Source organism: Pseudomonas lyxosi, assembly GCF_047758685.1.
GTDB classification, from domain to species: Bacteria; Pseudomonadota; Gammaproteobacteria; order Pseudomonadales; family Pseudomonadaceae; genus Aquipseudomonas; species Aquipseudomonas lyxosi.
Genome location: NZ_CP180481.1, coordinates 5,688,542 through 5,711,415 on the forward strand (window position 1 = coordinate 5,688,542; position 22,874 = coordinate 5,711,415).

At 60.4% G+C, this 22,874-nt stretch carries 19 protein-coding genes; 6 read left to right on the top strand and 13 right to left on the bottom strand.

Going from position 1 to position 22,874, the window contains the following annotated elements:
• Positions 1 to 115: 115 nt before the first annotated feature.
• From ACMXYI_RS26100 to ACMXYI_RS26135, 8 genes are all read right to left on the bottom strand, one after another.
• Positions 116 to 976: a sugar phosphate isomerase/epimerase family protein gene (locus tag ACMXYI_RS26100; protein ID WP_415760175.1), complete on the bottom strand. Its 861-nt coding sequence runs from the start codon at positions 974 to 976 to the stop codon at positions 116 to 118.
• A 157-nt stretch (positions 977 to 1,133) separates the two neighbouring features.
• Positions 1,134 to 2,144, bottom strand: coding sequence for a Gfo/Idh/MocA family protein (locus ACMXYI_RS26105; RefSeq protein ID WP_415769708.1), 1,011 nt, complete (start codon positions 2,142 to 2,144; stop codon positions 1,134 to 1,136).
• A 39-nt stretch (positions 2,145 to 2,183) separates the two neighbouring features.
• Positions 2,184 to 4,115, bottom strand: a complete 1,932-nt coding sequence (iolD, locus tag ACMXYI_RS26110) for a 3D-(3,5/4)-trihydroxycyclohexane-1,2-dione acylhydrolase (decyclizing) (protein WP_415769710.1) — start codon at positions 4,113 to 4,115, stop codon at positions 2,184 to 2,186.
• 147 nt (positions 4,116 to 4,262) lie between these two features.
• A complete protein-coding gene (locus tag ACMXYI_RS26115; protein WP_415769712.1) occupies positions 4,263 to 5,084 on the bottom strand; it encodes a TIM barrel protein in 822 nt (273 codons plus the stop codon).
• A gap of 25 nt (positions 5,085 to 5,109) precedes the next feature.
• The gene (locus tag ACMXYI_RS26120; protein WP_415769713.1) at positions 5,110 to 6,612 is read right to left on the bottom strand and encodes a CoA-acylating methylmalonate-semialdehyde dehydrogenase; all 1,503 of its coding nucleotides are present in this window, start codon (positions 6,610 to 6,612) and stop codon (positions 5,110 to 5,112) included.
• 30 nt (positions 6,613 to 6,642) lie between these two features.
• Positions 6,643 to 7,452 (bottom strand): 5-deoxy-glucuronate isomerase, encoded by an 810-nt coding sequence (gene iolB / locus ACMXYI_RS26125; protein WP_415769715.1) that lies wholly within the window; start codon positions 7,450 to 7,452, stop codon positions 6,643 to 6,645.
• Positions 7,452 to 8,342 (bottom strand): myo-inosose-2 dehydratase, encoded by an 891-nt coding sequence (gene iolE, locus ACMXYI_RS26130; RefSeq protein ID WP_415769716.1) that lies wholly within the window; start codon positions 8,340 to 8,342, stop codon positions 7,452 to 7,454. Before iolE ends, iolB begins: the two co-directional genes overlap by 1 nt.
• Before the next feature lie 162 nt (positions 8,343 to 8,504).
• The gene (locus tag ACMXYI_RS26135) at positions 8,505 to 10,442 is read right to left on the bottom strand and encodes a bifunctional 5-dehydro-2-deoxygluconokinase/5-dehydro-2-deoxyphosphogluconate aldolase (protein WP_415769717.1); all 1,938 of its coding nucleotides are present in this window, start codon (positions 10,440 to 10,442) and stop codon (positions 8,505 to 8,507) included.
• Positions 10,443 to 10,753: 311 nt separating this feature from the next.
• On the opposite strand from ACMXYI_RS26135, the gene ACMXYI_RS26140 reads away from it, so the two are divergent.
• Positions 10,754 to 11,674 carry a MurR/RpiR family transcriptional regulator gene (locus ACMXYI_RS26140; RefSeq protein WP_033057626.1) on the top strand — a complete coding sequence of 307 codons (921 nt, stop codon included), beginning with the start codon at positions 10,754 to 10,756 and terminating at the stop codon, positions 11,672 to 11,674.
• Positions 11,675 to 11,751: 77 nt separating this feature from the next.
• Positions 11,752 to 12,363: a glutathione S-transferase gene (locus ACMXYI_RS26145; protein WP_415769718.1), complete on the top strand. Its 612-nt coding sequence runs from the start codon at positions 11,752 to 11,754 to the stop codon at positions 12,361 to 12,363.
• Positions 12,364 to 12,676: 313 nt separating this feature from the next.
• On the opposite strand, the gene ACMXYI_RS26150 is transcribed toward ACMXYI_RS26145, so the two are convergent.
• Positions 12,677 to 13,615, bottom strand: coding sequence for a hypothetical protein (locus ACMXYI_RS26150; RefSeq protein WP_415769719.1), 939 nt, complete (start codon positions 13,613 to 13,615; stop codon positions 12,677 to 12,679).
• Between the two features lie 279 nt (positions 13,616 to 13,894).
• Here ACMXYI_RS26150 and ACMXYI_RS26155 point away from each other — a divergent pair, with 279 nt between their 5' ends.
• Entirely contained in the window at positions 13,895 to 14,578 is a 684-nt protein-coding gene (locus ACMXYI_RS26155; protein WP_033058247.1) for a response regulator transcription factor, read from the top strand.
• Positions 14,556 to 15,950: a sensor histidine kinase gene (locus tag ACMXYI_RS26160; RefSeq protein WP_415769721.1), complete on the top strand. Its 1,395-nt coding sequence runs from the start codon at positions 14,556 to 14,558 to the stop codon at positions 15,948 to 15,950. Before ACMXYI_RS26155 ends, ACMXYI_RS26160 begins: the two co-directional genes overlap by 23 nt.
• 42 nt (positions 15,951 to 15,992) lie before the next feature.
• Here ACMXYI_RS26160 and ACMXYI_RS26165 read toward each other — a convergent pair whose 3' ends face one another.
• From ACMXYI_RS26165 to ACMXYI_RS26180, 4 genes are all read right to left on the bottom strand, one after another.
• Positions 15,993 to 17,162 carry an IS4 family transposase gene (locus ACMXYI_RS26165; RefSeq protein WP_415768078.1) on the bottom strand — a complete coding sequence of 390 codons (1,170 nt, stop codon included), beginning with the start codon at positions 17,160 to 17,162 and terminating at the stop codon, positions 15,993 to 15,995.
• 197 nt (positions 17,163 to 17,359) lie between these two features.
• A complete protein-coding gene (locus ACMXYI_RS26170) occupies positions 17,360 to 18,115 on the bottom strand; it encodes an HvfC family RiPP maturation protein (protein ID WP_415769723.1) in 756 nt (251 codons plus the stop codon).
• A complete protein-coding gene (locus tag ACMXYI_RS26175; protein ID WP_415769725.1) occupies positions 18,108 to 18,947 on the bottom strand; it encodes an HvfB family MNIO-type RiPP peptide maturase in 840 nt (279 codons plus the stop codon). The genes ACMXYI_RS26170 and ACMXYI_RS26175 overlap by 8 nt, the downstream gene beginning before the upstream one ends.
• Positions 18,948 to 19,093: 146 nt before the next feature.
• Positions 19,094 to 20,428: an acetamidase/formamidase family protein gene (locus ACMXYI_RS26180; RefSeq protein WP_415769726.1), complete on the bottom strand. Its 1,335-nt coding sequence runs from the start codon at positions 20,426 to 20,428 to the stop codon at positions 19,094 to 19,096.
• A gap of 440 nt (positions 20,429 to 20,868) precedes the next feature.
• On the opposite strand from ACMXYI_RS26180, the gene ACMXYI_RS26185 reads away from it, so the two are divergent.
• Both ACMXYI_RS26185 and ACMXYI_RS26190 read left to right on the top strand, forming a co-directional pair.
• Positions 20,869 to 21,915: a class I SAM-dependent methyltransferase gene (locus ACMXYI_RS26185; RefSeq protein ID WP_415769728.1), complete on the top strand. Its 1,047-nt coding sequence runs from the start codon at positions 20,869 to 20,871 to the stop codon at positions 21,913 to 21,915.
• An 89-nt stretch (positions 21,916 to 22,004) separates the two neighbouring features.
• Positions 22,005 to 22,847, top strand: coding sequence for an NAD-dependent protein deacetylase (locus tag ACMXYI_RS26190; RefSeq protein WP_415769730.1), 843 nt, complete (start codon positions 22,005 to 22,007; stop codon positions 22,845 to 22,847).
• Positions 22,848 to 22,874 lie beyond the last annotated feature (27 nt).

Sequence of the window (22,874 nt, forward strand, 5' to 3'; positions counted from 1 at the left end):
GTTCCCACGCTCTGCGTGGGAACGCATCAATGGACGCTCTGCGTCCGCTTTTGGGACGCGGAGCGTCCCGGGCTGCATTCCCACGCAGAGCGTGGGAACGATCGGTGTACACAAGTCAGCGGCACAGTTCGCGGGTCACTCGTTCAAGCATCATCCGGTTGGATTCATCCGGCCGGTCTTCCCAGGCAAACACCGAGACCGTGGCGATGCCGTCGAACTGGATCTCGCGCAGGGTACCGAAAAACGCGTCCCAATCGACTTCACCCTGACCGATGTCCAGATGCTGGTGCACGGTGGCAACGACACCTGGCGGGTTGACGATGTAGCGCAACCCGGAAGAAGCCTTGTGGTTGTATGTGTCGGCGATGATCAGGTGGCTCAGCTTCGACCCGGCATACTTGAGCATCGAGGCGATATCGCCTTTGCCATCGTCATAGAAGAAGGTGTGCGGCGCCGCGTAAAGGTAGTTGATCCACTCGCGATCCAGACCGCGAATGATGTCCACCGACTCGTTGTTGCGCTCGCAAAAGTCGTAAGGGTGCGCCTGGATATCCAGCTTGATGCCTTCGCGCTCGAACTCCGGGATCAACTCGTCCATGGAGCGCATGAACTGGTTCTCACAGACCAGCGGGTTGTCTGACTGGCCAGTGAACTCGGTGTTGACCAGCTCGCAGTCCATCTCCACGGCAATCTGGATCGCCCGTTTCCAGTTGCGTACGGCGGCAACACGCAGGCCTTCGTCGGCAGCGGCCCAGTGGTACATCGGTAACAAGGAAGAGAGCTTGACCCCGGTATCGCTCAGGGCTTTGCGAAATTCCTTGATCCGCGCCTTGTCGACCCGCGGAGCTTTGTAGAACGGCAGGAAATCTTCCCGGGGTGAGAGTTCGATGTGTTCGTAACCGAGCTCGGCGACCTTATCGACCATCTTGCCCAAGGACAGGGTGCGGTACATGTAGGGGTCTAGTGCGATGCGCATGTTCTGGTTCTCCTGACCAAGGCCGCAGTCTTGACACTACCCCTGTGGGAGCGAGCTTGCTCGCGATGATGGCAGCACATCCAACATCTAGATGACTGTCAGACCGCAATCGTCGGAACGCCGCCCGGAGCAAGCTCGCTCCCACAGGGGATGGTGGTTAGCCGTAGAAGTGTGGGCGGTCAGGGAGAGCAACTTTAACGATCGCACCGCTGTTCTGCGCCTCGATGCAGGCATCCGCCGCCACCGCTGCCGCAAACCCGTCCCACGCCGAAGGCCCACCGACCTGCCCGGCCCGCACACCATCGATGAACGCCTGCAACTCGACGTCGTACGCCGCGATGAAACGATCCTTCCAGTCCATCAAAATCGCGTTGGACAACTTCGCCCCGCTACGCAACTGAACCTGCGACGGTTCCGGCAGTTTGGCGATGCCGGTCTCCCCCACCACTTCGCACTGGATGTCGTAGCCGTATTGGCAGTTAACGAACACTTCCACGTCGATGCGCGTGCCCTTGGCGGTTTCCAGCAGCACGATCTGCGGGTCTTTCAAATGTGCGAGCGCCTTGCTGCTCTTGCGCGGGAACACCACTTGCACCGACACGTAATCGTCATCGAGCAACCAGCGCAACACATCCAGCTCATGGATCAGCGTGTCGGTGATCGCCATGTCGGTCTTGTAGTTTTCACCCACGGTCGGGTTGCGGTGCGCACAGTGCAACATCAGTGGCTCACCAATCTGACCGCTGTCGATCACGCCTTTCAGTGCCCGATAACCTTCGTCATATGGGCGCATGAAGCCGACCTGCACCAGGCGTTTGCCGTGGGCCACTTCGGCCTCGACGATTTTGCGGCAGCCTTCAGCGGTGACGGCCAGCGGCTTCTCGCAGAACACCGGTTTACCCGCCGCAATCGCCGCCAGCACGAACTCTTCGTGGCTCGGGCCCCAGGAGGTGACGAGGATCGCTTCGACTTCTGGCGCCTTGATCAGCGCGTGGCCGTCGGGATAGACCTCGGCGGTCAGCTTCAGGTCGGAAACCACGTTCGCTGCTTGTTGCAGGTTGATGTCGGTCACTGCAACCACCTGGCTGTTGAGCAAGGTCTGGCTGCAACGACGAATGTGATCCTGGCCGATGGCCCCGGTACCGATGACTCCAAGCTTCAAAGACATTTAATGACTCCTAGATTTGTTGTTGTTCGTTCAGGGCAATCAGTACTGACGGGCCTCGGCCAGTCGTTCATTCAGGGTCTTGGCCACCGCATCGGTGCGGGCGCTGGTGGAGACTTGCGCCACGCCGACCCGCCACCACGACAGGTATTTGTGAATCATGGTTTTGGGCAGGACCTTGATGTCGATCAGCGTCGACACCGTCTGCAACCGCGCATCGGCCAATGCCGCTTGCAGTTCTTCGACCGTGTTCACCTTGTAGGTCTTGCAGCCATAGGCCGCCGCGCTCATGGCGAAATCCACCGGCACAAAACCGCCGTCGAGCTTGCCGGTTTCCGGATTGCGGAAGCGGAACTCGGTGCCGAAGCTGTCCATGCCGTGTTCCATCTGCAGGTTGTTGATGCAACCGAAGGTCATGTTGTCGAGCAACACCACGTTGATCTTGCGTCGCTCCTGAATCGAGGTCGCCAGTTCGGAATGCAGCATCATGTAGGAGCCATCGCCAACCAGCGCGTAGACCTCGCGATCCGGCTCGGCGAGTTTCACGCCCAGTGCCGCGTTGACCTCGTAACCCATGCAGGAATAGCCGTACTCGACGTGATAGGTGTTCACCCCCTTACTGCGCCAGCTGCGCTGCAAGTCACCGGGAAGGCTGCCGGCAGCGGCGACGATCACCGCGTCATCGGCCAGGGTTTCATTGAGCACGCCGAGCACGCGGCTCTGGGTCAGGCAGGAACCGGTCAGCTCGATGAATTCGCGCAGCACCGCCAGGTCCATGTGGTCGTTGATTTCCGGGATGAAGTCTTTGCTCTGGTATTCGACCTGATAGATACGGTCGACTTCCTCATCCAGTTGCGCCTTGGCCTGGCGCGGTTGATCGCCCCACGCAGAACGGTAATCGCCCAAGGCTTCAGCCAAGGCTTGCAAGCCGACTTTGGCGTCCGCCAGCAGTTGCACGCCGTCGAGCTTCAGGGCATCGCAGGGACTGATGTTGAGGTTGAGAAATTGCACGTCCGGATGCTGGAACAGGGATTTCGACGCGGTGGTGAAATCGCTGTAGCGGGTGCCGACACCGATGATCAGATCCGCGTCCTTGGCCAACAGATTCGCCGCCAGACAACCGGTTTCGCCAATGCCGCCAACGTTCAGCGGATGAATGGACACCACCGCGCTCTTGCCGGCCTGGGTTTCGGCGAAGGGAATTTCGAAGCGCTCGGCAAACGCCTGCAAGGCGGCATTGGCGCCGGAGTATCTGACCCCGCCACCGCAAATGATCAGCGGCTTGCGCTTGCCTTTGAACAGCGCCAGCGCATCGCCGAGCATCGCTTCAGTCGCCGGACGACGCTCGATGCGGTGCACGCGTTTTTGCAGGAAATAATCGGGGTAGTCGTAGGCTTCGGCTTGCACATCTTGTGGCAAGGCCAGGGTCACCGCGCCGGTTTCGGCGGGGTCGGTGAGCACACGCATGGCGTGGATCGCCGCCGTCATGAGTTGCTCGGGACGGTTGATGCGATCCCAGTATTTGCTCACGGCCTTGAACGCATCGTTGGTGCTGATGCTCAGGTCGTGGAACTGCTCGATCTGTTGCAGCACCGGGTCCGGCTGGCGGCAGGCATAGACATCGCCGGGCAACAGCAGCAAGGGAATGCGGTTGGCGGTTGCTGTCGCGGCGGCGGTCAGCATGTTCGCCGCGCCCGGCCCTACCGATGAAGAGCAGGCGTAGATCTTGCGCCGCAGGTGTTGCTTGGCGAAACCGATGGCCGCGTGGGCCATGCCCTGCTCGTTGCGGCCCTGATGGACGATCAGGTCGCCGCTGTCCTGCTCCAGGGCTTGGCCCAGGCCCAGCACATTACCGTGGCCGAAAATGGTAAAGATCCCGGCGACGAATTTGCTTTGAACCCCATCGACCTCGATGTACTGGTTATCGAGGAATTTCACCAGGGCCTGGGCCATGGTCAGTCTTGTTGTGGTCATAACCGATCCTTCAATAAACGAAGAAACCCTGTGGGAGCGAGCTTGCTCGCGATGGCGGCAGCACATTCAACACTGATGTCGCCTGACACTCCGCTATCGCGAGCAAGCTCGCTCCCACATTGGATCTCCATCAACCTGATAACAGTGTCAGGTCAGGGATTTTTGCAGGTGATCCATGCTCGCGCCGATCGCCTGCTGGATATCCGCCAGGCCATGGACGCTGTCGGCAAACGGCTCGAACGACAGGTAGCCGCTGTAACCGCTGCTGAGCAAGGTGTCGATTTGCGCCGCGTTGCCGAGGATGTCGCCCTCGCCCACCAGCACCCGGTGGCCATCGCGAATGGTCGCCAGCGGTGCCTCGGCATCCTCGACACCGGAGATGTGCACCAGCCCGGTCAGCTCGGGGAAGAACTCATGTTCGCTGGCCAGGTGATGGTGGAAGGTGTCATGCACCAGACGGAACACATCCAGCCCGCCGATGGCCTTGATCGCGTCCACTGCCGTGCGCTTGCGGCGTAGCGAGCACTCTTCGAAACCCAGCGGTTCGATGAAGCCGAGGATGCCGTGTTCGCGCAGGATCGGCGCCAGTTCTGTCAACGCCGTGCGCAGACCTGAAGCACGTGCGGCCTCGTTACGCGGATCGGCACGGTCGTTGAGCGGACACATGACCAACCCTTGCGCGCCGCAATCACGGGCGTAAGCGGCCAGCTTCAAGGCGTGTGCACGGCGCTCGTCATTCCACACATCAAACGGATACAGCGCGTTGATCGACAGCACGGTAATGCCTTTGGCGGCACACAACTCACGGACGCGCTCGGGGGCGGTGCCGTCTTCGATCTCGACACCTTTAAGGTCGTTGCGAATTTCGATGGCGTCGGCCTTGAGGGTCACCGCCAACTCGATGAACGCCGGCAGGGACAAACGTGGGGCGACCATACGGTTCAGGGCGAAACGCAGGGGTTTGCTCATTATTGTTGTTCTCCGCACAGGTGAATTAGTTGGCCGTTGGCATGCTGAATTCAGGGCCCTTGGCGATGCTGTCAGGCCAGCGCTGCATCACGCTTTTGTAGCGGCTGTAGAAGCGGATGCCTTCTTCGCCGTAAGCATGGTGATCGCCGAACAGCGAGCGCTTCCAGCCACCGAAGGAATGCCAGGCCATTGGCACCGGAATCGGTACGTTGATGCCAACCATTCCGACCTTGATCGTGCGGGCGAAAGCTCGGGCGATGCCGCCGTCGCGAGTGAAACAGGACACGCCGTTGCCGAACTCGTGGGCGTTGATCAACGCGACGGCGCTGGCGAAGTCCGGCACCCGCAGGATACCCAGTACCGGACCGAAAATTTCCTGTTGGTAGATGCTCATCTCGGTCGTGACGTTGTCGAACAGCGTGGCGCCGACGAAGAAGCCGTTCTCGGCGCCCGGCACCTTGAAGTTGCGACCATCGACAATCAGCTGCGCGCCCTGGGCCACACCTTCGTCGATGAAACCTTCGACTTTGGCCTTGTGCTCGGCGGTCACCAGCGGCCCCATGTCGCTGTCAGCCTTCAGGCCGTTGCCGACTTTCAGTTGATCGATACGCGGCAGCAGTTTGGCAATCAACTGGTCGCCGACATCGCCCACCGCCACGGCAATCGAAATTGCCATGCAGCGCTCGCCGGCCGAGCCGTAAGCCGCGCCGATCAAGGCGTCGGCGGCTTGATCCAGATCCGCGTCGGGCATGACGATCATGTGGTTCTTCGCCCCGCCCAGTGCCTGCACACGCTTGCCGCGGGAGGTCGCTTGCTGGTGGATGTACTCGGCAATCGGCGTCGAGCCGACAAAAGAAATCGCCTCGATGTCCGGGTGTTGCAGCAACGCGTCGACGGCGGTCTTGTCGCCCTGGACCACATTGAACACACCGTCCGGCAACCCGGCTTCGCTCAACAGTCGGGCCATCAGCAAACTGGCGGACGGATCGCGCTCGGACGGCTTGAGGATGAAGCAGTTACCGGTGATCAGCGCCAGCGGGATCATCCACAGCGGCACCATCACCGGGAAGTTGAACGGTGTCACGCCGGCACACACGCCCAGCGGCTGACGCAGGTTCCAGTTATCGATGCCGCCGCCGATGTTGTCGCTGAAATCGGTTTTCAGCAGGTTCGGCGCACCGCAGGCGTACTCGACGATTTCGATGCCCCGGGTGACTTCGCCCTTGGCGTCCGAAAACACCTTGCCGTGTTCGCGGCTGATGATTTCTGCCAGTTCATCGTGATGTTGGTCGAGCAATTCCTTGAACTTGAACATCACCCGCGAACGGCGCAGGGAAGATTGTTCGGACCAGGCCGGAAAGGCTTTCAGGGCCGAGGCGACGGCTTCGTCGACGGTCTTCTGGCTGGCCAGCCCGACGCGCGCCTGGACGCTGCCGGTGGCCGGATTAAAGACGTTGCTGAACCGTTCGCTGTTGCTGTCTTGCACTTGACCGTGGATGTAATGGCCGATTACCGGGGCGTCGCTCATTGATCGTGTTCTCCGTGCAGAGGTAGGAATTCAGAGATCCATCAGCCAGCTGTGCTGCGGATCGTTATGGAACTGCCAGACACGTTTCGGGCCGGCCATCACGTTCAGGTAGTACGACTCGTAGCCGTACGGCACGCTGACCGGGTGATAGCCTTTGGGCACAACCACGAGGTCGCTGTTTTCCACGGCCATGGCCTGATCGATGCTGCGGTCATCGGTGTAGACCCGCTGGAACACGAAGCCCTGGGGCGGGTTGATCTGGTGGTAGTAGGTTTCTTCGAGAAAACTCTGGTGCGGCAAATCGTCGGTGTCGTGCTTGTGCGGCGGGTAGCTCGACGAGTGACCCGACGGCGTGCGCACTTCCACCACCAGCAGCGAATGGGCCGGCTCGGTGTCCGGCAGAATGTCGCAGACGTAACGGGTGTTGGCGCCTTTGCCGCGCACGCTGCGCTTCATGGTGTCGGGTTTGATCAGCCGTGGGCCGAGGCCGTTGCTCGTCGAACCGGGCGCGGCGCACACGGCGATTTGCACATCGCTGAGCGCGACCACTTGCGCCTGACTGCCGGGTGGCAAGTACGCGGCGAAGGGGGATTTGTCTTCGAACACCGACTGACGATCACCGATGTTGTCCCAGTCGAACGCGCCCTGCCCCGGCGCTTCGCCCTTGATGCTGACTCGACCGCTGAGCAGCACCAGGCACAGTTCTTTATCATCGGCGGAAACCGGCAGGGTTTCGCCCAGGCTCAGGCGGTAAGCGGCGAAACCAACGTATTCCAGCTCACCTTTACCCAGTTCGACCATGGTCCGGCCACGGGCATTGCTTTTGACCAGCAGGCTCATCACTTAGTCCTCTCGTCGAGCAGCGTGCGCAAGGTGTCGTGGCCTTTTTTGGCATAGACATAACTCGGCGCCACCGCTGGATCCTGTTCCGCTTCGACCACCAGCCAGCCGTGGTAGTCGGCAGCCAGCAGCACGTCGAGCAAGGCGCCGAAGTCGATGTCGCCATCGCCGGGTACGGTGAAGGTGCCGTTAATGATGCAGTCCGGAAAGCTCCACAGATTGTTGCGGGCCAGTTGCACCACCGGTTTGCGCACGTCCTTGAAATGCACGTGGCAGATGCGTTCGATGTGTTTGCGCAACACCTGCAACGGTTCGCCACCGCCCATGTAGCAATGGCCCGAGTCGAACAGCAGGCCGACTTCGCTACCGGTCAGCGCCATCAATTTGTCGATGTCCGCCGGGGATTCGACGTAGGCGCCCATGTGGTGGTGGTACGCCAGGCGTACGCCTTGGGACAGGGTGAAGCGCGCCAGTTCGGTGAGCTTGTCGGCGTATTCCTGCCAGGCGTGTTCGGTGTGGAAACGCGGGCGTTCAACCAGCGGGATGCGCTGGCCTTGAATGGAGTCGGCGACTTCACCGTACACCAGCACCTTGGCGCCGTTCTTCGCCAACAGCTCGACATGGCTGCCGATGGCGTCGATTTCTTCGGCCACCGAGCGGCGGGCCAGACGGCTGGAATACCAACCGGACACCAGCGCCAGGTCGTAAGGCCGCAGCACGTCACCGACGCCTTTGGCATCCTTGGGGAACTTGCCGTTGAGTTCGAAACCTTCGTAGCCGATTTCCTTGCCTTCGCTCAGGGCGGTGCTCAGCGGCGTCTCGCCACCGAGGGACGGCAGGTCGTCGTTGCTCCAGGAGATCGGGTTGATGCCAATTCGAATAGCGGGCATGGCTGCACCTTTTATTGTTTTTACATAAATCAGTAAGACCGGCACGGAACCCCTGTGGGAGCGGGCTTGCTCGCGAAAGCGGTGTATCAGGCGACATCGATGTTGCATGTGCCGCCGTCTTCGCGAGCAAGCCCGCTCCCACATTGGGTTTGCGTCAACCCATCACGCGCGGGCTGTGCGCCAGGCATCGATCAGTTCAACGAACGTGCCCTGCACCTGACGGATCAGCGCTTCATCGTCGATTTCACCGGCCATCCACGCGCGGCTCGGCTCCTGGAAAATCGTCCGGCCGACTGCAAACCCGCGGCAAGTCTGGCTCTGGCGGGCCTGTTGAAACCCTTCGGCCAGTGCCGCTGCCGGTGCATTCAGCCCCAGCAACACCACGCCTCGGCAGTACGGATCACGCTCCTGAATCAGCTCGTCGAGCTGTTTCCACTCCTCGGCGCTCTGCGCTTCGATCTTCCACCACGCCGGGTAAATGCCCAGGTTGTAGAGGCGTTTCAGCGCGCGATACAACACGTCCGGATGGGTCGAGGGGTGATCCTTGGGCGGGATGATTTCCAGCAGCAGCTCATGACCGCTGACCTGGGAGGCCTGATACAAACCCTTGATCTGCGCTTCCTGTTCCAGACGCAACAACGGCTCATCATCCGGGTGGAATTGCACCAGGCACTTGATGATTTGTTCCTGCGGCCAGGCAATCAGGTTGCTGCCGATGGAGCGCCCGTGTTCGAAAGCCAATGGCCGCGAACCTTGCACTTCCACCGGTCGCGCCACCCACCAGCCGCGACCGGTGGCGGCGTTCAGCGAGTCCTGGCCGAAGCGTTGATCGGCCAACAGTCCGACATCGGCCTCGATGCCTTGCTCGCGCAAATCGGCTTCGACCCGCTCCACGGCTTTGATAAACAGTTGCTTGAGTTCGCCGATGGCGCTCAGGTCGCGACCGCCCTTGTGCGCCAGTTCCACCAGTTGCCCGCGATGGTCGAAGGCAAAGATGAACAGCTGCTTCCACTGTTTGCGCGGCACGCTGACCTGATGCAGACGCTGCAACACCGCGTCCTGATCCGGCCGGGTAATCGGCACCGGACTGTTAAACAAATAGTCGAGTTCGGCGCGGGTCGGCATGGCCGGCGCGCAGGCATGGCGTGACACCACCAGACCGCCGCAGGCATTGGCCAACTGGCAGCAGCGCTCGTCGCTCGCGTCCTCCAGCCAACCGGCGAGGAAGCCCGACATGAACGCATCGCCGGCCCCCAGCACATTCAACACTTCCACCCGAACGCCGGGATAAATCGCGCCGTCTTCGAGACGTTCCGGGATCACCCCGTGAATCACCGTGCAACCTTGCGGACCGAGCTTGACCACCAGGGTCGCAGCGCTCAGGCGCCGTACATTGCGCAGTGCGGTGAGCAAATCCTCGGAGCCGCCAGCAATCAGGAATTCTTCTTCGGTGCCGACGATCAGGTCGAAACGCGGGAGGATTTTCTGCACATGCTGGCTGACGTTCTGGTCGGCGACGAAACGGGTTTCGCCGTCGGCCTTGCCGGCCAGGCCCCAGAGTACCGGGCGATAGTCGATGTCCAGCACCCGTTTGACGTTGTGCTTCTCGGCGTAATCCAGCGCCTGGATGCTCGCCTTGTAGACGCCGTCGGCGGAGAAATGGGTACCGGTGATCAGCAAGGCTTTGCTGGAAGCAATGAAGGCTTCGCTGATGTCTTCGGCCCGCAGCGCCATGTCGGCGCAGTTTTCGCGGTAGAAGACCAAAGGAAAGGTTTCGCGATCCTTGAGGCCCAGCAGGACCATGGCGGTCAGGCGTTCCGGATCGACCTTGATGCCGCTGACGTCGCAACCTTCGCGGGTCAGGGATTCAACGAGGAAGCGGCCCATATGGTCGTCCCCTACCCGGCTCAACATCGCCGATTTCAGGCCCAGCCGAGCCGTGCCGAAAGCGATGTTGGCGGACGATCCGCCGAGGTATTTGGCGAAGCTTGAAACATCTTCCAACCGCGCTCCGACTTGCTGCGCATAGAGGTCGACGCCTAGGCGCCCCAGGCAAATCAGATCCAATTGACGCCCACTGGCAAAACGAGTCTGGCCCATGCTGGCTCCTGTTATTTTTATCAGCCTGCGTCCGGGGCGATGGCCGCGCCGAACACTCTTGGTGGATGCAGACTAAAACGTCCGGGACCGAACAATCAATAATTATTCTAAATATTTTTTATGTAGAATATTTTTTCCAATAAACGTTGGTACAGGCGTTTCAGTGGCAGTGCATCGTTTCAGCACACCTCGTACTGACCGCAAGCTCAAGATTTTATTCCGGCCTACCCTGTAGACTGCGCACAGCCAACCTATTGTCAGGGGATGACGCAATCCGTCCTCCCTATAAGAACAAGCCAGAAGGATTCCTTATGACCCGCACCGATCAGCCGGCGACGACCGAGAGCACGCCCGACAGCGATCTCGCCAGCCCCCCGATCAATGCCGAGCGTCTGCTGCAGCTGATCACCAATGAATACGAAAGCCTGCCGCGCCAGCTCAAACGCATCGCCAGTTACATGAGTCAGCAGAGCGACCGGATCATGGTCGACCGCATCAGCGACATCGCCCGCGAGTGCGAAGTGCACCCGTCGGCGATCGTGCGGTTTTCCCAGCGTTTCGGCTTCAGCGGCTTCAGCGAAATGCAGGCGCTGTTCCGCGAGGCGTATACGCACAAGACCACGCCGGTTCAGAACTACCAGCAGCGCATTCGCAGCATGATCGCCAACAAGTCGCAGAAGGCCAGCGGCGGCGACCTGGCGCGCGAGTGCATCAATGCGACCCTCTCGGGCATCGAACGGCTGGGGCTGGAACTCGATGACCAGGCCTTCGACAAGGCCGTCGACCTGGTGGTGAATGCCGACAACATCTACGTGGTCGGGGTGCGCCGTTCGTTCGCGGTAGCCGACTACCTGGTCTACAACCTGCAACACACCAACAAGCGTATCCATCTGGTTTCGGGGCTCGGCGGCAGCTACCGCGAGCAAATGCGCAGCGTGCGCGCCAATGACCTGGTGATCGCCATCAGCTTCACGCCCTACGGCAAGGAAACCCAACACTGCCTGCGCATTGCCCAGCACCATCAGGCCAAAACCCTGATCATCACCGACAGCAACCTCTCGCCTCTGGCAAAACGCGCCAACACCGTGCTGCTGGTCAACGAAGGCAGTTCGTTTGCGTTCCGTTCGTTGAGTGCGACGCTGTGCCTGTGCCAGGCGCTGTTTATCGCTGTGGCCTATAGGCTGGAATTGAAGGTCGATGAGATCCACGAACAGGTCGGCTTCGAAGATTAGCGCCCACGCCGTTTGCAACTCGCTGAAGCTAAACTAAGGTTGTCCACCCCGAAATGGACATCTGAAGGAGCGGTTCAATGAAGCTGATCGGCATGCTGGATTCACCGTACGTGCGGCGCGTCGCCATCTCTGCCAAACGCCTTGGCATCCCACTGGAACACCAGTCGGTTTCGGTGTTTCGGCATTTCGAGCAATTCCAGCAGATCAACCCGGTGGTCAAGGCGCCCACCCTGGTGCTGGACGACGGTGAAGTGTTAATCGACTCGACGCTGATCATCGACTACCTGGAAGCCTTGGCCGGTCCTGGCAACAGTCTGATGCCCGACGATCTCGATCAACGCCTGCGCTCATTGCGCCTGATCGGCCTGGGGCTGGCGGCGTGCGAAAAGTCTGTGCAGCTCTACTACGAACGCAACCTGCGGCCAGCGGAGATTCAGTTTGAACCCTGGGTGGAGCGGGTTGAAGGGCAATTGGCGGCCGCCTATTCGGCGCTGGAGCGGGAGCTGGAAATGCAGCCGCTGAAAACTGACGGGACGATTGGTCAAGACGGGATTACGTTGGCGGTGGCGTGGAGTTTCACCAATCTGGTGGTGCCGGATCAGGTGGATGTGAATCGGTTTCCACAGATCAGTGCGTTTACGGCGTATGCCGAAGGGCTTGAGGATTTTGTCAGTACACCGATTGAGTAGATGGATTTGCTGTGCCTAATCGGGCCCCATCGCGAGCAAGCTCGCTCTCACATTAGATCTGCTGTGAACACAGAAGTTGTGCACGCCGCGGTCCAACTGTGGGAGCGAGCTTGCTCGCGAAGAGGCAGTCACATTCAACATCAAGGTGGCTGCCAGTCCGCTCACACAAAAACGCCGCTTCTACCCAAGGGAGAAGCGGCAAAGGCAAGTGCCCCAGCGTAAGTCAGTGCATGAACAGGGCGATCAGGATGATGATCGGGATCGGTACGCCGAGAAAGAACAGCAGTAGTGAGCGCATGGTAGTTCTCCTGGGTTAGCGGACAGGCAGCGAAGTGGTGGTCTCGTAAGCGTCGGACTCCAGATACACCACGGCATCCCGACGACGGCCGCCAAAGGTTGCAGCGAGGCTGGCGAAAAACGCACCGATCAGCAGCGCGATGAACATCCACAGCGAAGTCCAGGCAGCGACTTTGGCGGCGGTGTCGGCGGCTTGTTGGGCGGCGAGTTTGGCGTCGGCTACGGCTTTTTGCGTGCGGGCATACACTTCATCAACGCGACGTTCCGCGTCCGCTTGAGTGAGGTTGGTCCGTTGGGCGACCAATTGCGCCAGGTAGACGCGATCTTCGGCAGCCAGTTGACCGTCGTTGCTCAGGTTACGCACGAAGATGCGCGTCACGGTGCCATGAACGGCGTCATCACTGACCGCCGCCGGACGGTCATCGCGGAACAGGCTGTCGACGAAGTAACCGTACTGGTCACTGTCAGTGTTGCCGACAGCCGTGCCGGCTGCTTGAGTCGCGGCACTCGCGGCGCCACCGACCACACTCGCCCCGGCCTGCACACCACCGCTGACAACGCTGCTGACCGAACCGACCACCAGCGTCGCCGTCACCAGCGTTGCCACGCACCAGGCCAGGAAGCCATGGGCGGTGTCACGGAAGTAAACCTCATCACCGTGCATGTAAGCCCACTTCACCCGCAGACGACCGGCGATATAACCGCCAAGCCCGGACGCCACGATTTGCGTAGCCGCCAGCCAGACAATCGTTGAAATGCCCAGGCCCTTGGCGCTCATCCCTTCATTGGCCCACGGCGACACCGCCGAAAAACCCAGGCCAAATCCGAGCAGCACGAGAATCAAAGACAACGCCGCCGCAGCAGCAGCCCCCGCGAAGATCGCCCCCCAAGACACGCCAGAGAGCGTGCTCGTTTCTTCGAAGGCAGGATAGAAACCATCAGAGGATCTATTCATTGTTATATCGCTCCAGGCAGGAAAGATGGTGTTACAACTCTTCAACGGAGGAATTGCAGTCACCGTGCCAGTCGCCGACTTTAAATAAATCTCGGGATTTCAGTGATTTAGAAAGTTTGAACTTCCAATGGCCATGCAATTTGCAAGGAAGCGGTCTGTAGCGGCGGGTTTTATGCATTGACCCAAAAGGCACCTGCATGAAGTTTTATTTAGAAAGCCTGCGGTCATTTCTTGGCAAAATGCCGCTCAACGTTGAGTACTCCTAATCAGGCCCGCCCTATGACCCGCATCTTGACCATCGAAGACGACGCCGTGACCGCCCGGGAAATCGTCGCCGAACTGAGCAGCCACGGCCTCGACGTGGATTGGGTCGACAACGGCCGCGAAGGTCTGGCGCGCGCGGTCAGCGGCAACTACGACTTGATCACCCTCGACCGCATGCTGCCCGAGCTCGATGGTCTGGCGATTGTCACCACGTTGCGGACCATGGGCGTGGCCACGCCGATTCTGATGATCAGCGCCCTCTCCGACGTCGATGAGCGTGTGCGCGGCTTGCGCGCGGGCGGTGACGATTACCTGACCAAACCGTTCGCCACCGATGAAATGGCCGCCCGGGTCGAAGTCCTGCTGCGTCGGCAGAACACCGTTACCGCCCAGGCCACCACGTTGCGGGTGGCGGATCTGGAGTTGAACCTGATCAGCCATGAAGCCAGCCGCGACGGTCAGTTGCTGACGCTGTTGCCCACCGAGTACAAGTTGCTGGAATTCCTGATGCGCAACACCGGGCAGATTCTGTCGCGGATGATGATTTTCGAAGAGGTCTGGGGTTACCACTTCGACCCCGGCACCAACCTGATCGACGTGCACATCGGCCGGCTGCGCAAGAAGATCGACCCGCCAGGCAATGTCCCACTGATTCGGACCGTGCGAGGCTCGGGTTATGTCATTGCTGAACCCCTCTAACGGCTGGCGTTCATCCAGCAGCCGTTTGCTGGCGCTCTACAGTTCGCTGTTCGTGATCTGGAGCGGGATTCTCATGGGGGTCATGTACTACGATGTTTCCTCTTATCTGGACAACCTGGCCAAACACTCTCTGATGCAACGTCAGCATTTGTTTTCGCGCTTTCAAGGCGAACAATTGATGGACGCTCTCGCCGTCAGCATGACCTTCGACATTCGCGGCATCGACGCCTATGGCCTGTTCGATGGTCAGCATCGCTACCTCAATGGCGCCCTGCGGCACATTCCCGAAGGCCTGCCGCTGGACGGCAAGATTCACATGCTCAGCGACTGCGCCGACTCCGACGACCCGACCCTGCCCGCCGACAGCTGCGACGCGGTTGCGACACAGACCAAGGACGGCCGCTGGCTGATCCTGGTGCGGGACAACGGTTCGTTGTTCGCCGTCACCCGGATCATCCTCCACGCGTTGTTCTGGGGTGTGACCCTGACGATCCTGCCGGGCATCGTCGGTTGGCATCTGTTGCGCCGCCGACCTCTGCGGCGGATTCGTGCGATCCAGGCCAGCGCCGAGGCCATCGTCGCCGGCGACCTGACCCGCCGTCTGCCATTGTCCAATCGCCGCGATGAGCTGGACATGCTCGCCGCCATCGTCAACGCCATGCTCGAACGTATCGAACGCTTGATGAACGAGGTGAAAGGCGTCTGCGACAACATCGCCCACGACCTGCGCACGCCGCTGACGCGCCTGCGGGCGCAGCTGTACCGGATTCAGCAACAGGCTGATGAGGGTTCGACGCTGGCGGTGCAACTGGACTCGGTGCTCGGTGAAGCGGACACCTTGATGGCGCGCTTTCGAGGGTTGCTGCGGATTTCCGAGCTGGAAGATCGTCAGCGCCGTTCGGGTTTTGTGCAGCTGGATCCGGTGCCGTTGCTGCAAGAGCTGCACGACTTTTATCTGCCGTTGGCGGAAGAAGGCGAACTGGTTTTCAAGCTGCAACTGCCTGACGTCTTGCCGCCACTGAATGGCGACCGCGCTTTGCTATTCGAAGCGGTGGCGAACTTGCTGAGCAACTCGATCAAGTTCACGCCGCCGGGTGGCGAGGTGATTTTGCGGGGGGTCAATGAGGGGGAATTTACGCGGATCGAAGTGCTCGATTCGGGTCCTGGCATTCCGATGGCCGAACGAGAGGCGGTGTTCCAGCGTTTCTATCGTGCCGACGGCGGTAACCAGAAAAGCGGGTTCGGGCTGGGGCTGTCGATCGTTGCGGCGATTGTGAGCTTGCATGGGTTTGCGCTTGAAGTCGGTACGAGTGAACTCGGCGGTGCGCGGTTAGTGCTGGATTGCCAGCAAAGCTTGATGCCCCCCGCTTGATCGTTCCCACGCTCTGCATCACTAGTGTCCGGTAAAACCTTTTCAAAGCTGAAGGCTGCCTTGGGCAGCCTTCAGCTTTGTTCGCTTTTGCCTTCGCTGTTCAAGGTGTTCAATGCTTAATGGGCGTTCGAACAAGCTGTGGGTTAGCCGAATGGCAAAGTCTGAAATAGATCCCGAGCAACCTGAACGGCGCTGATAAAGATGCAGCAAAAGATAGGTAATCAAGGCGCTGTAGATCTGCAAACGAACGGCATTTTCAGAGAAGCCGAAATACCGTTTGAGCTTGAGGTTTTGCTTGATCCACTTAAAAAACAGTTCGATCTGCCAACGTTGTTTGTACAGATCGGCGATCTCCTCCGCTGAGCGAGAGAAGTCGTTGGTGACCAGAATCAATGGCGTTTCGTGGTCCTCTCGGCGGATCTGAACCCGACGCACAGCCTGATTTTGGTAGAGATTCGGACGTCGAGTGTTCAGGTATTTCTTCCCGAACAATACCGATTCGTCCGCCTCAATGAATTCGGGTGCATCCTTTTCCCTCAAATTTTCTACCGGCTTTAGATTGGCGTTTTTCTTCAGTCGGGTGACGAAGAAAGAACCCATCTGATCAATCTGGTGCCACCAGTTGTAGTCGCAGTAACCCTTGTCGAAAACGTACGTCATACCTGCTTCAAGCGGCATGGTCAGGGCATCGCTCAGATCGTTGACGTTGGCGGCGGTGATGTTTACGTAAGTCGGGGCTGTTTGCTGTGGATCGATGGCCACATGTACCTTCAAGCCTTGGGTTATGCGGGTTTTCGTCGCGGTGGTCCATTCGTCAAAACCGGGTCCGCGCAGGCTGATCGAGGTCGAATCGATCAGGGTGATCATGGCTTCGAGCGACTTGCGCTGCTTGCGGCCAATGCCTTGAAGCAAGTGCTCACAGGCCAGCCGAAACGGCTCTGAGCTGCGCTTGTTCAACGCATCACAAAGGGTCGAACGCACCATGTTCTTGGCGTTGAGGTGGTGGCGATGGGGTTGCAGCGACTGCGAGGCTGTCGCCAACGTACGCAAGCTTTTGGCTTGCGTCAGCTGACCGTAAATCAGCGTGACGAGCAGATCCCAGGACGTGAATTGTTTGGCGTAACGATCAGCGCCACAGCGTTTGACGGCGGCTTTGAAGAGCTGATGAGGAAGGGCTTGAAGCATTTGCGCAAATCGAGTGCTGCTGAACATGGGCGAAAATCAAGTCTGAAAACCTGATTATTGCTTACGAAGCAGGCACAGCAAGGGGGAGCAAGCTCCCCCTTCGGTTTTTACCGGACACTAGTGACGCTCTGCATGGGAATGCAGCCCGGGACGCTCCGCGTCCCTTTCGAGAGCTGGAACGCGGAGCGTCCCTTGAGGCATTCCCACGCAGAGCGTGGGAACGATCATGCCAAGCCCACCACCCCTTCTTCATGCATCTGCCGCAACAACACCGCCCCACTTTCCATAAACTCCGGCGACCCAGCCATCCCCGCCTCCACCGCCAATCCTTGCAGCTGCTCACGCCCGTCCAGTTGAGGAAGTTCCTCAATCCGCTGCAACAACCGCCACGCCAGCGGGCTCAGTGCAGAGAACTTCACACTCCAGTCCTCAGCCCGACGCACCAGCAACAATGTCGGCTGAGCCGGCGCTGTCTCCGGTTGATAATCCGGCCCCACCAACTGCACCGGCCAGGCATACGCCAACGGCCAGGCCAGCGGCGAAACCTGTAACGGTCGGTCCAGCAGCAACCCGGCATCGCTCAGCGGCAACGGTTCGGCCTCGGACTGCTGCAACGCCATCTCGATCCATTCGTAATGCGCCAGTTCCACGATGAACGGCGGCCATGCCCCTTCGGCCAACGCTTGCGGTTCCGAGGCCAGGAACTCGACAAACTCCTTGGCGATCTCGCCGAATTTCGGCGTGTGCGCGCGGTAGTCGCGCAGGAAAATCCGTACCAGTAAACGCCAGTGTTCATCACCGAGAATCTTGATCAGCACCGGAAAAGTCCCGCTGAGCAACGACGACAGGTTCACGAAAATCAGGTCGCGGTAAACCTGCGCCCGGGTCACGTCCATCCCGGCCGGTGGCGCGCAATGATCGGGATCGCGCAGGTAAAGGCCCAGGGTGTTTTGCTGCTGCAACAGGCTCGGCTTATCCACGGATCACCCCCTCGGTTTGCAGGCGGCGAATGGTCTGCAACTCGGCCAGCAGTTCGGAAAATGCCGGAAAGTTGAAATCCCGTTCCAGCAGCGTCGGCTGCGCGCCGAATCGAGCGTAAGCCTCAGCCAGCAACGACCAGACCACCGGTTTGACCGAAGCGCCGTGGGTGTCGATTTTCAAGGTGTCGGACTCATCGAAATGCCCGGCCACGTGCATGGCAACCACCCGGCCCGAATCAATGCCGGCCAGAAAGGTCTGCGGATCGAAACCGTGATTGATCGAGTTGACGTAGACGTTGTTGACGTCCAGCAGCAGGTCGCAATCGGCTTCGCGCAGCACCGCGTTGGTGAAGGTCACCTCGTCCATATCCTGTTGTGGTGCGGCGTAGTAGGAAACGTTTTCCACCGCCAGGCGCCGACCAAGAATGTCCTGGGCCTGGCGAATTCGCGCGGCGACGTGATGCACCGCTTCTTCGGTAAAGGGCAGCGGCAGCAGGTCGTAAAGGTGACCGTCATCGCGGCAGTAGCTCAAGTGTTCGCTGTACAGCGGCACCTTGTATTGATCGAGGAAAACCCGGACTTCCTGTAGAAACCCGACGTCCAGCGGCGCCGGGCCGCCCAAAGACAGGGACAAGCCGTGACAGGACAACGGAAAACGCTCGGCCAAGGCACGCAGCGCATGACCATGAGCGCCGCCGATGCCAATCCAGTTTTCCGGCGCGACTTCCAGAAAATCGAAATCGCCCACACGGGCTGCCTGAAGGTCCTTCATTAAACCGCGACGCAAACCGAGCCCGACGGTCGCCTTCGCTGATGTGATGGGGGTCTGCATGATGTCGATCTCAATGATTGTCAGAACGGAATCACAGTTAACCGGAAGGGTGTATCGGGTCTGTGTTGCGCTCCGGCAGAAAATCGCAGTGGTTGTATCGCCAGCGGGTCTGTACACACTGTGGTACAGACCCGCCGTTGCGCGCGTTACGCCAGGTCGTACTTCTCGCGCACCAGATGGCCAATGCCGATGCGATCCAGCACGGTCATCGGGCACAGGAATGTCACGCGGACGGTGCCCGGCAAGCGGCTGATGTCGATCGAGCCGGTGATGGTCGCGCGGTTGAGCACTTCGTCGTACGGCAGACCGGTGACCGAGGCGGCGCGTTTCAAGCCGTTCTCTACCGCGACGTTGAGGTTCTCGCCGCTGCCGATAAAGGTGATCGGCCCGCTCTGCTCAATGTCGTGCTGACCCCAGCGCTCACCCAACTCGTGGACTTTCTGCCGCTGCTGGGCATTCATCGGCCGGGCCATGGGCGGCAAGTCGTCGAGGTTTTGCAGCAGGATCGGCCCTTCCAGCGTCAGGTTCTTCACCACTTCCACCACCACTTCGGTTTCCCCGGAGCAGTCGGTGGCATGCCCGGCGATCTCGCCGTTGCCCTGCTGGGCGTGCATGTCGCCCATGTACACGCCGGCGCCTGGCACCTTGACCGGGCAGATCAACACGCAGCCCTCGCGGATCGAGTTGGTGTCCATGTGACCGTCAGTCTTGGCCGCGTGCAATTCTTCGCGGGTCATGCCGAAACGGTGCGGCGCGCCGATCAGGTATTGGCCGAAATCGGCGCAGTTGTGGGAGTCGGGCAAATCACGGGACGGCGTCGTGCCGATGTTGCCGAGGAACGGCCGCATGTGCGCCGCCACACCGGGGATGTCGGCGCGCGCCAGGGACAGGATCGAATGCTGCGCGGCGAATTCCGGCAGCGCCGACATCTCGGCTGCGTTACCGGCCAGTTGATTGGCGACGTCCTGATTGACGGTCAGGCTGACCTGATTCTGCGCATCGAACACGATTACGTAGCCGTGGCTGAAGCGAAACGCGCTGACCTCAGCGCCACAGGTGTTACAGCGAATCGCGTCCTCACCGATGCCTTCGACATGGCTGGCCGGATGTTCGGTGCCGCACTTGGCGCAGAATTTGGAAACGAACGGATCGCCGTGGTAGCGACCTTCAACGAATTTCATCACCCCGGACGAAGTGGCCAGCGAAGTGACGCGCATGCTTTTGATCTTGATCGCCACCGCGTCGCCGATTTCCGCACCGGCAATGGCCACCGGTTGCGTCACTTCGTGGCCACCCTCGAAGGCCGGCGTGATCATCGGCCCCCAACAGCCCGGCGGTGTGCCGGTGATCAGGGTGCCGCCGTCGGCCAGTGGCCCGAGCATCGGCTGGCTTGGGCCGATGATGCCGCTGGTGTAGTGGTCGACGCGCAGGCGATTGACGGGTGTAGATTTGAGGTCGGTTTCAGGCAGGAGCGTGGTCATTGTTGTCCCCTTCACGGTGTATAGGGTGCCAAATGGCCTATGCAGTTCATCGCAGGTTTGTATCTCGCCTGTGTTCGGCAATGCCACGGTGTTCGGGGGAACTGTATCGAGAAGCCAGTTAGATACAGTGCAATACACGCCACAAATCCCCTGTAGGAGCGAGGCTTGCCCGCGAAGGCGGAGTGTCAGGCAACATCCTTGTCGACTGACACTCCGCCTTCGCGGGCAAGCCTCGCTCCTACGGGGGGCGGTGGCAGTCAGGGGAAATGGGGCCCACAAGGGCTTTCGTCGCTCCAGCCTGCGCTGTTCGGCCCCCGGACTAAACTTAGTGCACGCAGGGCGTGGTTATCGTCCTGTTCATCCCCACGACCACCGTCCAGAGGTGAACGCCTCGAAAAAAAAGGCCTCTGGACTGTGATCCTGCTGAAGGAGCACACGTGATGGACGAGGCCAGACTCAATGATTTCATGGGCAAACTGGTGAGCGACATGGGCGGCGCGGCGATGCTCGCCAACGTCATCCTCGGCGAAGAACTCGGACTCTACCGGGCCATGGCCGACAGCAAGCCAGTCACCCCGGAAGCCCTCGCCAACAAAACCGGCTGCAACACCCGCCTGCTGCGCGAATGGCTCAGCGCCCACGCCGCTTCAGGTTACATGGAACACCGCGACGGCCAGTTCCGCCTGCCCGAAGAGCAGGCCCTGGCGTTGGCGATCGAAGACTCACCGGTCTATATCGCGGGTGGCGTCGGGGTAGTCGCATCGTTTTTCCATGACAAGGACAAACTGGTCAACGCCATGCGCGGCGACGGTGCCCTCGCCTGGGGCGATCACCATCCGTGCATGTTCAGCGGCACGGAGCGGTTCTTCCGGCCAGGTTACAAAGCGCACTTGGTCGCCGAATGGCTGCCAGCACTCGAAGGCGTGGTCGCCAAACTGGAGACTGGCGCCAAAGTGGCGGATATCGGCTGCGGCCACGGCGCATCCACCGTGATCATGGCCCAGTCGTTTCCGGATTCGCGGTTCGTCGGTTTCGACTACCACGCGCCCTCCGTCACCGTCGCCACCCAGCGCGCTGAAGCCGGTGGCGTGTCCGGGCGTGCGCGGTTCTTCCAGGGCACGGCAAAAAGCTTCCCCGGCGACGACTATGACCTGGTCTGCTACTTCGACTGCCTGCACGACATGGGCGACCCGGTGGGCGCGGCGCGGCACGCTTATGACGCACTGAAACCGGACGGCACGGTGCTGCTGGTAGAACCGTTCGCCAACGACTCGCTCGACGACAACGTCACCCCGGTTGGCCGCTTGTTCTACGCCGCCTCGACCTTCATCTGCACCCCGAACTCGCTGTCCCAGGAAGTCGGCCTCGGGCTCGGCGCCCAGGCTGGCGAGGCGCGGCTGCGCAAGGTCTTCACCGAGGCGGGGTTCAAGACGTTCCGGCGGGCTACGGAAACGCCGTTCAACCTGATTCTGGAGGCGCGTAAATAGGGGCCGGATCATCACCCGGACAGGCAACCTGTCCGGGTGACCGGCAGATGCTACCCTGCAAACACTCATGGCCCTCCGGAGTGTTGAACATGCTCGACAGCCCCATCCGCGAACAACTCGACCACCTTCAGCAGCTAATGGCTGACCAGCCGTTTGTGGTCCTGACCGGCGCCGGCATCAGCACTCCGTCGGGCATTCCGGACTACCGCGACAACCAGGGCGTGCGGCGTGGCCGGCAGCCGATGATGTATCAGGAGTTTCTCTCGGCGCCCGAATCCCGGCGACGCTATTGGGCGCGGGCGATGCTCGGTTGGCCGCGGGTGCGCCAGGCCCAGCCGAACGTAGCCCACGAGGCCTTGGCCCGTTTGCAAAGTTCGCAGCAGATCAGCGGGCTGATCACTCAAAACGTCGACACCCTGCACGACCAGGCCGGCAGCCATGACGTCATCGAACTTCACGGCAGCCTGCACCGGGTGTTGTGCCTGGACTGCGGAAAACGCAGCGAACGGGATTCGATCCAGCAATTGATGGAAGTGCAGAATCCGTATCTGGCAGGGGTGGATGCGGTGCAAGCCCCGGACGGTGACACCCTGCTGGATGCGGCGTTTGAGGCGCGGTTTCAGGTGCCGCATTGCCCGCATTGCGCGGGGGAGCGGATGAAGCCGGACGTGGTGTTTTTTGGCGAGAATGTGGCGCAGGTGACGGCGGCCAAAGCAATGGCGGCGGTCGAAAAGGCTGCGGGGTTGCTTGTGGTGGGGTCTTCGTTGATGGCGTATTCGGCGTTTCGGTTGTGTCGGGCGGTGGCGGATCAGGGGAAACCGTTGATTGCGATTAATCTGGGGAAGACTCGGGCGGATGACCTTCTGGATTTGAAGATTGAGGGGTCTTGTGAGCGGCTTTTGCCGGAATTGGCGCAGAGGCTGGATCGATGATGTCTTGAGCTCGGGGTTCGACTTTAG

Bases quoted from the DNA above. Each gene is read 5' to 3' on its own strand.
- ACMXYI_RS26100 (WP_415760175.1), bottom strand. From the start codon at position 976: ATGCGCATCGCACTAGACCCCTACATGTACCGCACCCTGTCCTTGGGC.
- ACMXYI_RS26105 (WP_415769708.1), bottom strand. From the start codon at position 2,144: ATGTCTTTGAAGCTTGGAGTCATCGGTACCGGGGCCATCGGCCAGGAT.
- iolD (WP_415769710.1), bottom strand. From the start codon at position 4,115: ATGACCACAACAAGACTGACCATGGCCCAGGCCCTGGTGAAATTCCTC.
- ACMXYI_RS26115 (WP_415769712.1), bottom strand. From the start codon at position 5,084: ATGAGCAAACCCCTGCGTTTCGCCCTGAACCGTATGGTCGCCCCACGT.
- ACMXYI_RS26120 (WP_415769713.1), bottom strand. From the start codon at position 6,612: ATGAGCGACGCCCCGGTAATCGGCCATTACATCCACGGTCAAGTGCAA.
- iolB (WP_415769715.1), bottom strand. From the start codon at position 7,452: ATGAGCCTGCTGGTCAAAAGCAATGCCCGTGGCCGGACCATGGTCGAA.
- iolE (WP_415769716.1), bottom strand. From the start codon at position 8,342: ATGCCCGCTATTCGAATTGGCATCAACCCGATCTCCTGGAGCAACGAC.
- ACMXYI_RS26135 (WP_415769717.1), bottom strand. From the start codon at position 10,442: ATGGGCCAGACTCGTTTTGCCAGTGGGCGTCAATTGGATCTGATTTGC.
- ACMXYI_RS26140 (WP_033057626.1), top strand. From the start codon at position 10,754: ATGACCCGCACCGATCAGCCGGCGACGACCGAGAGCACGCCCGACAGC.
- ACMXYI_RS26145 (WP_415769718.1), top strand. From the start codon at position 11,752: ATGAAGCTGATCGGCATGCTGGATTCACCGTACGTGCGGCGCGTCGCC.
- ACMXYI_RS26150 (WP_415769719.1), bottom strand. From the start codon at position 13,615: ATGAATAGATCCTCTGATGGTTTCTATCCTGCCTTCGAAGAAACGAGC.
- ACMXYI_RS26155 (WP_033058247.1), top strand. From the start codon at position 13,895: ATGACCCGCATCTTGACCATCGAAGACGACGCCGTGACCGCCCGGGAA.
- ACMXYI_RS26160 (WP_415769721.1), top strand. From the start codon at position 14,556: ATGTCATTGCTGAACCCCTCTAACGGCTGGCGTTCATCCAGCAGCCGT.
- ACMXYI_RS26165 (WP_415768078.1), bottom strand. From the start codon at position 17,162: ATGTTCAGCAGCACTCGATTTGCGCAAATGCTTCAAGCCCTTCCTCAT.
- ACMXYI_RS26175 (WP_415769725.1), bottom strand. From the start codon at position 18,947: ATGCAGACCCCCATCACATCAGCGAAGGCGACCGTCGGGCTCGGTTTG.
- ACMXYI_RS26180 (WP_415769726.1), bottom strand. From the start codon at position 20,428: ATGACCACGCTCCTGCCTGAAACCGACCTCAAATCTACACCCGTCAAT.
- ACMXYI_RS26185 (WP_415769728.1), top strand. From the start codon at position 20,869: ATGGACGAGGCCAGACTCAATGATTTCATGGGCAAACTGGTGAGCGAC.
- ACMXYI_RS26190 (WP_415769730.1), top strand. From the start codon at position 22,005: ATGCTCGACAGCCCCATCCGCGAACAACTCGACCACCTTCAGCAGCTA.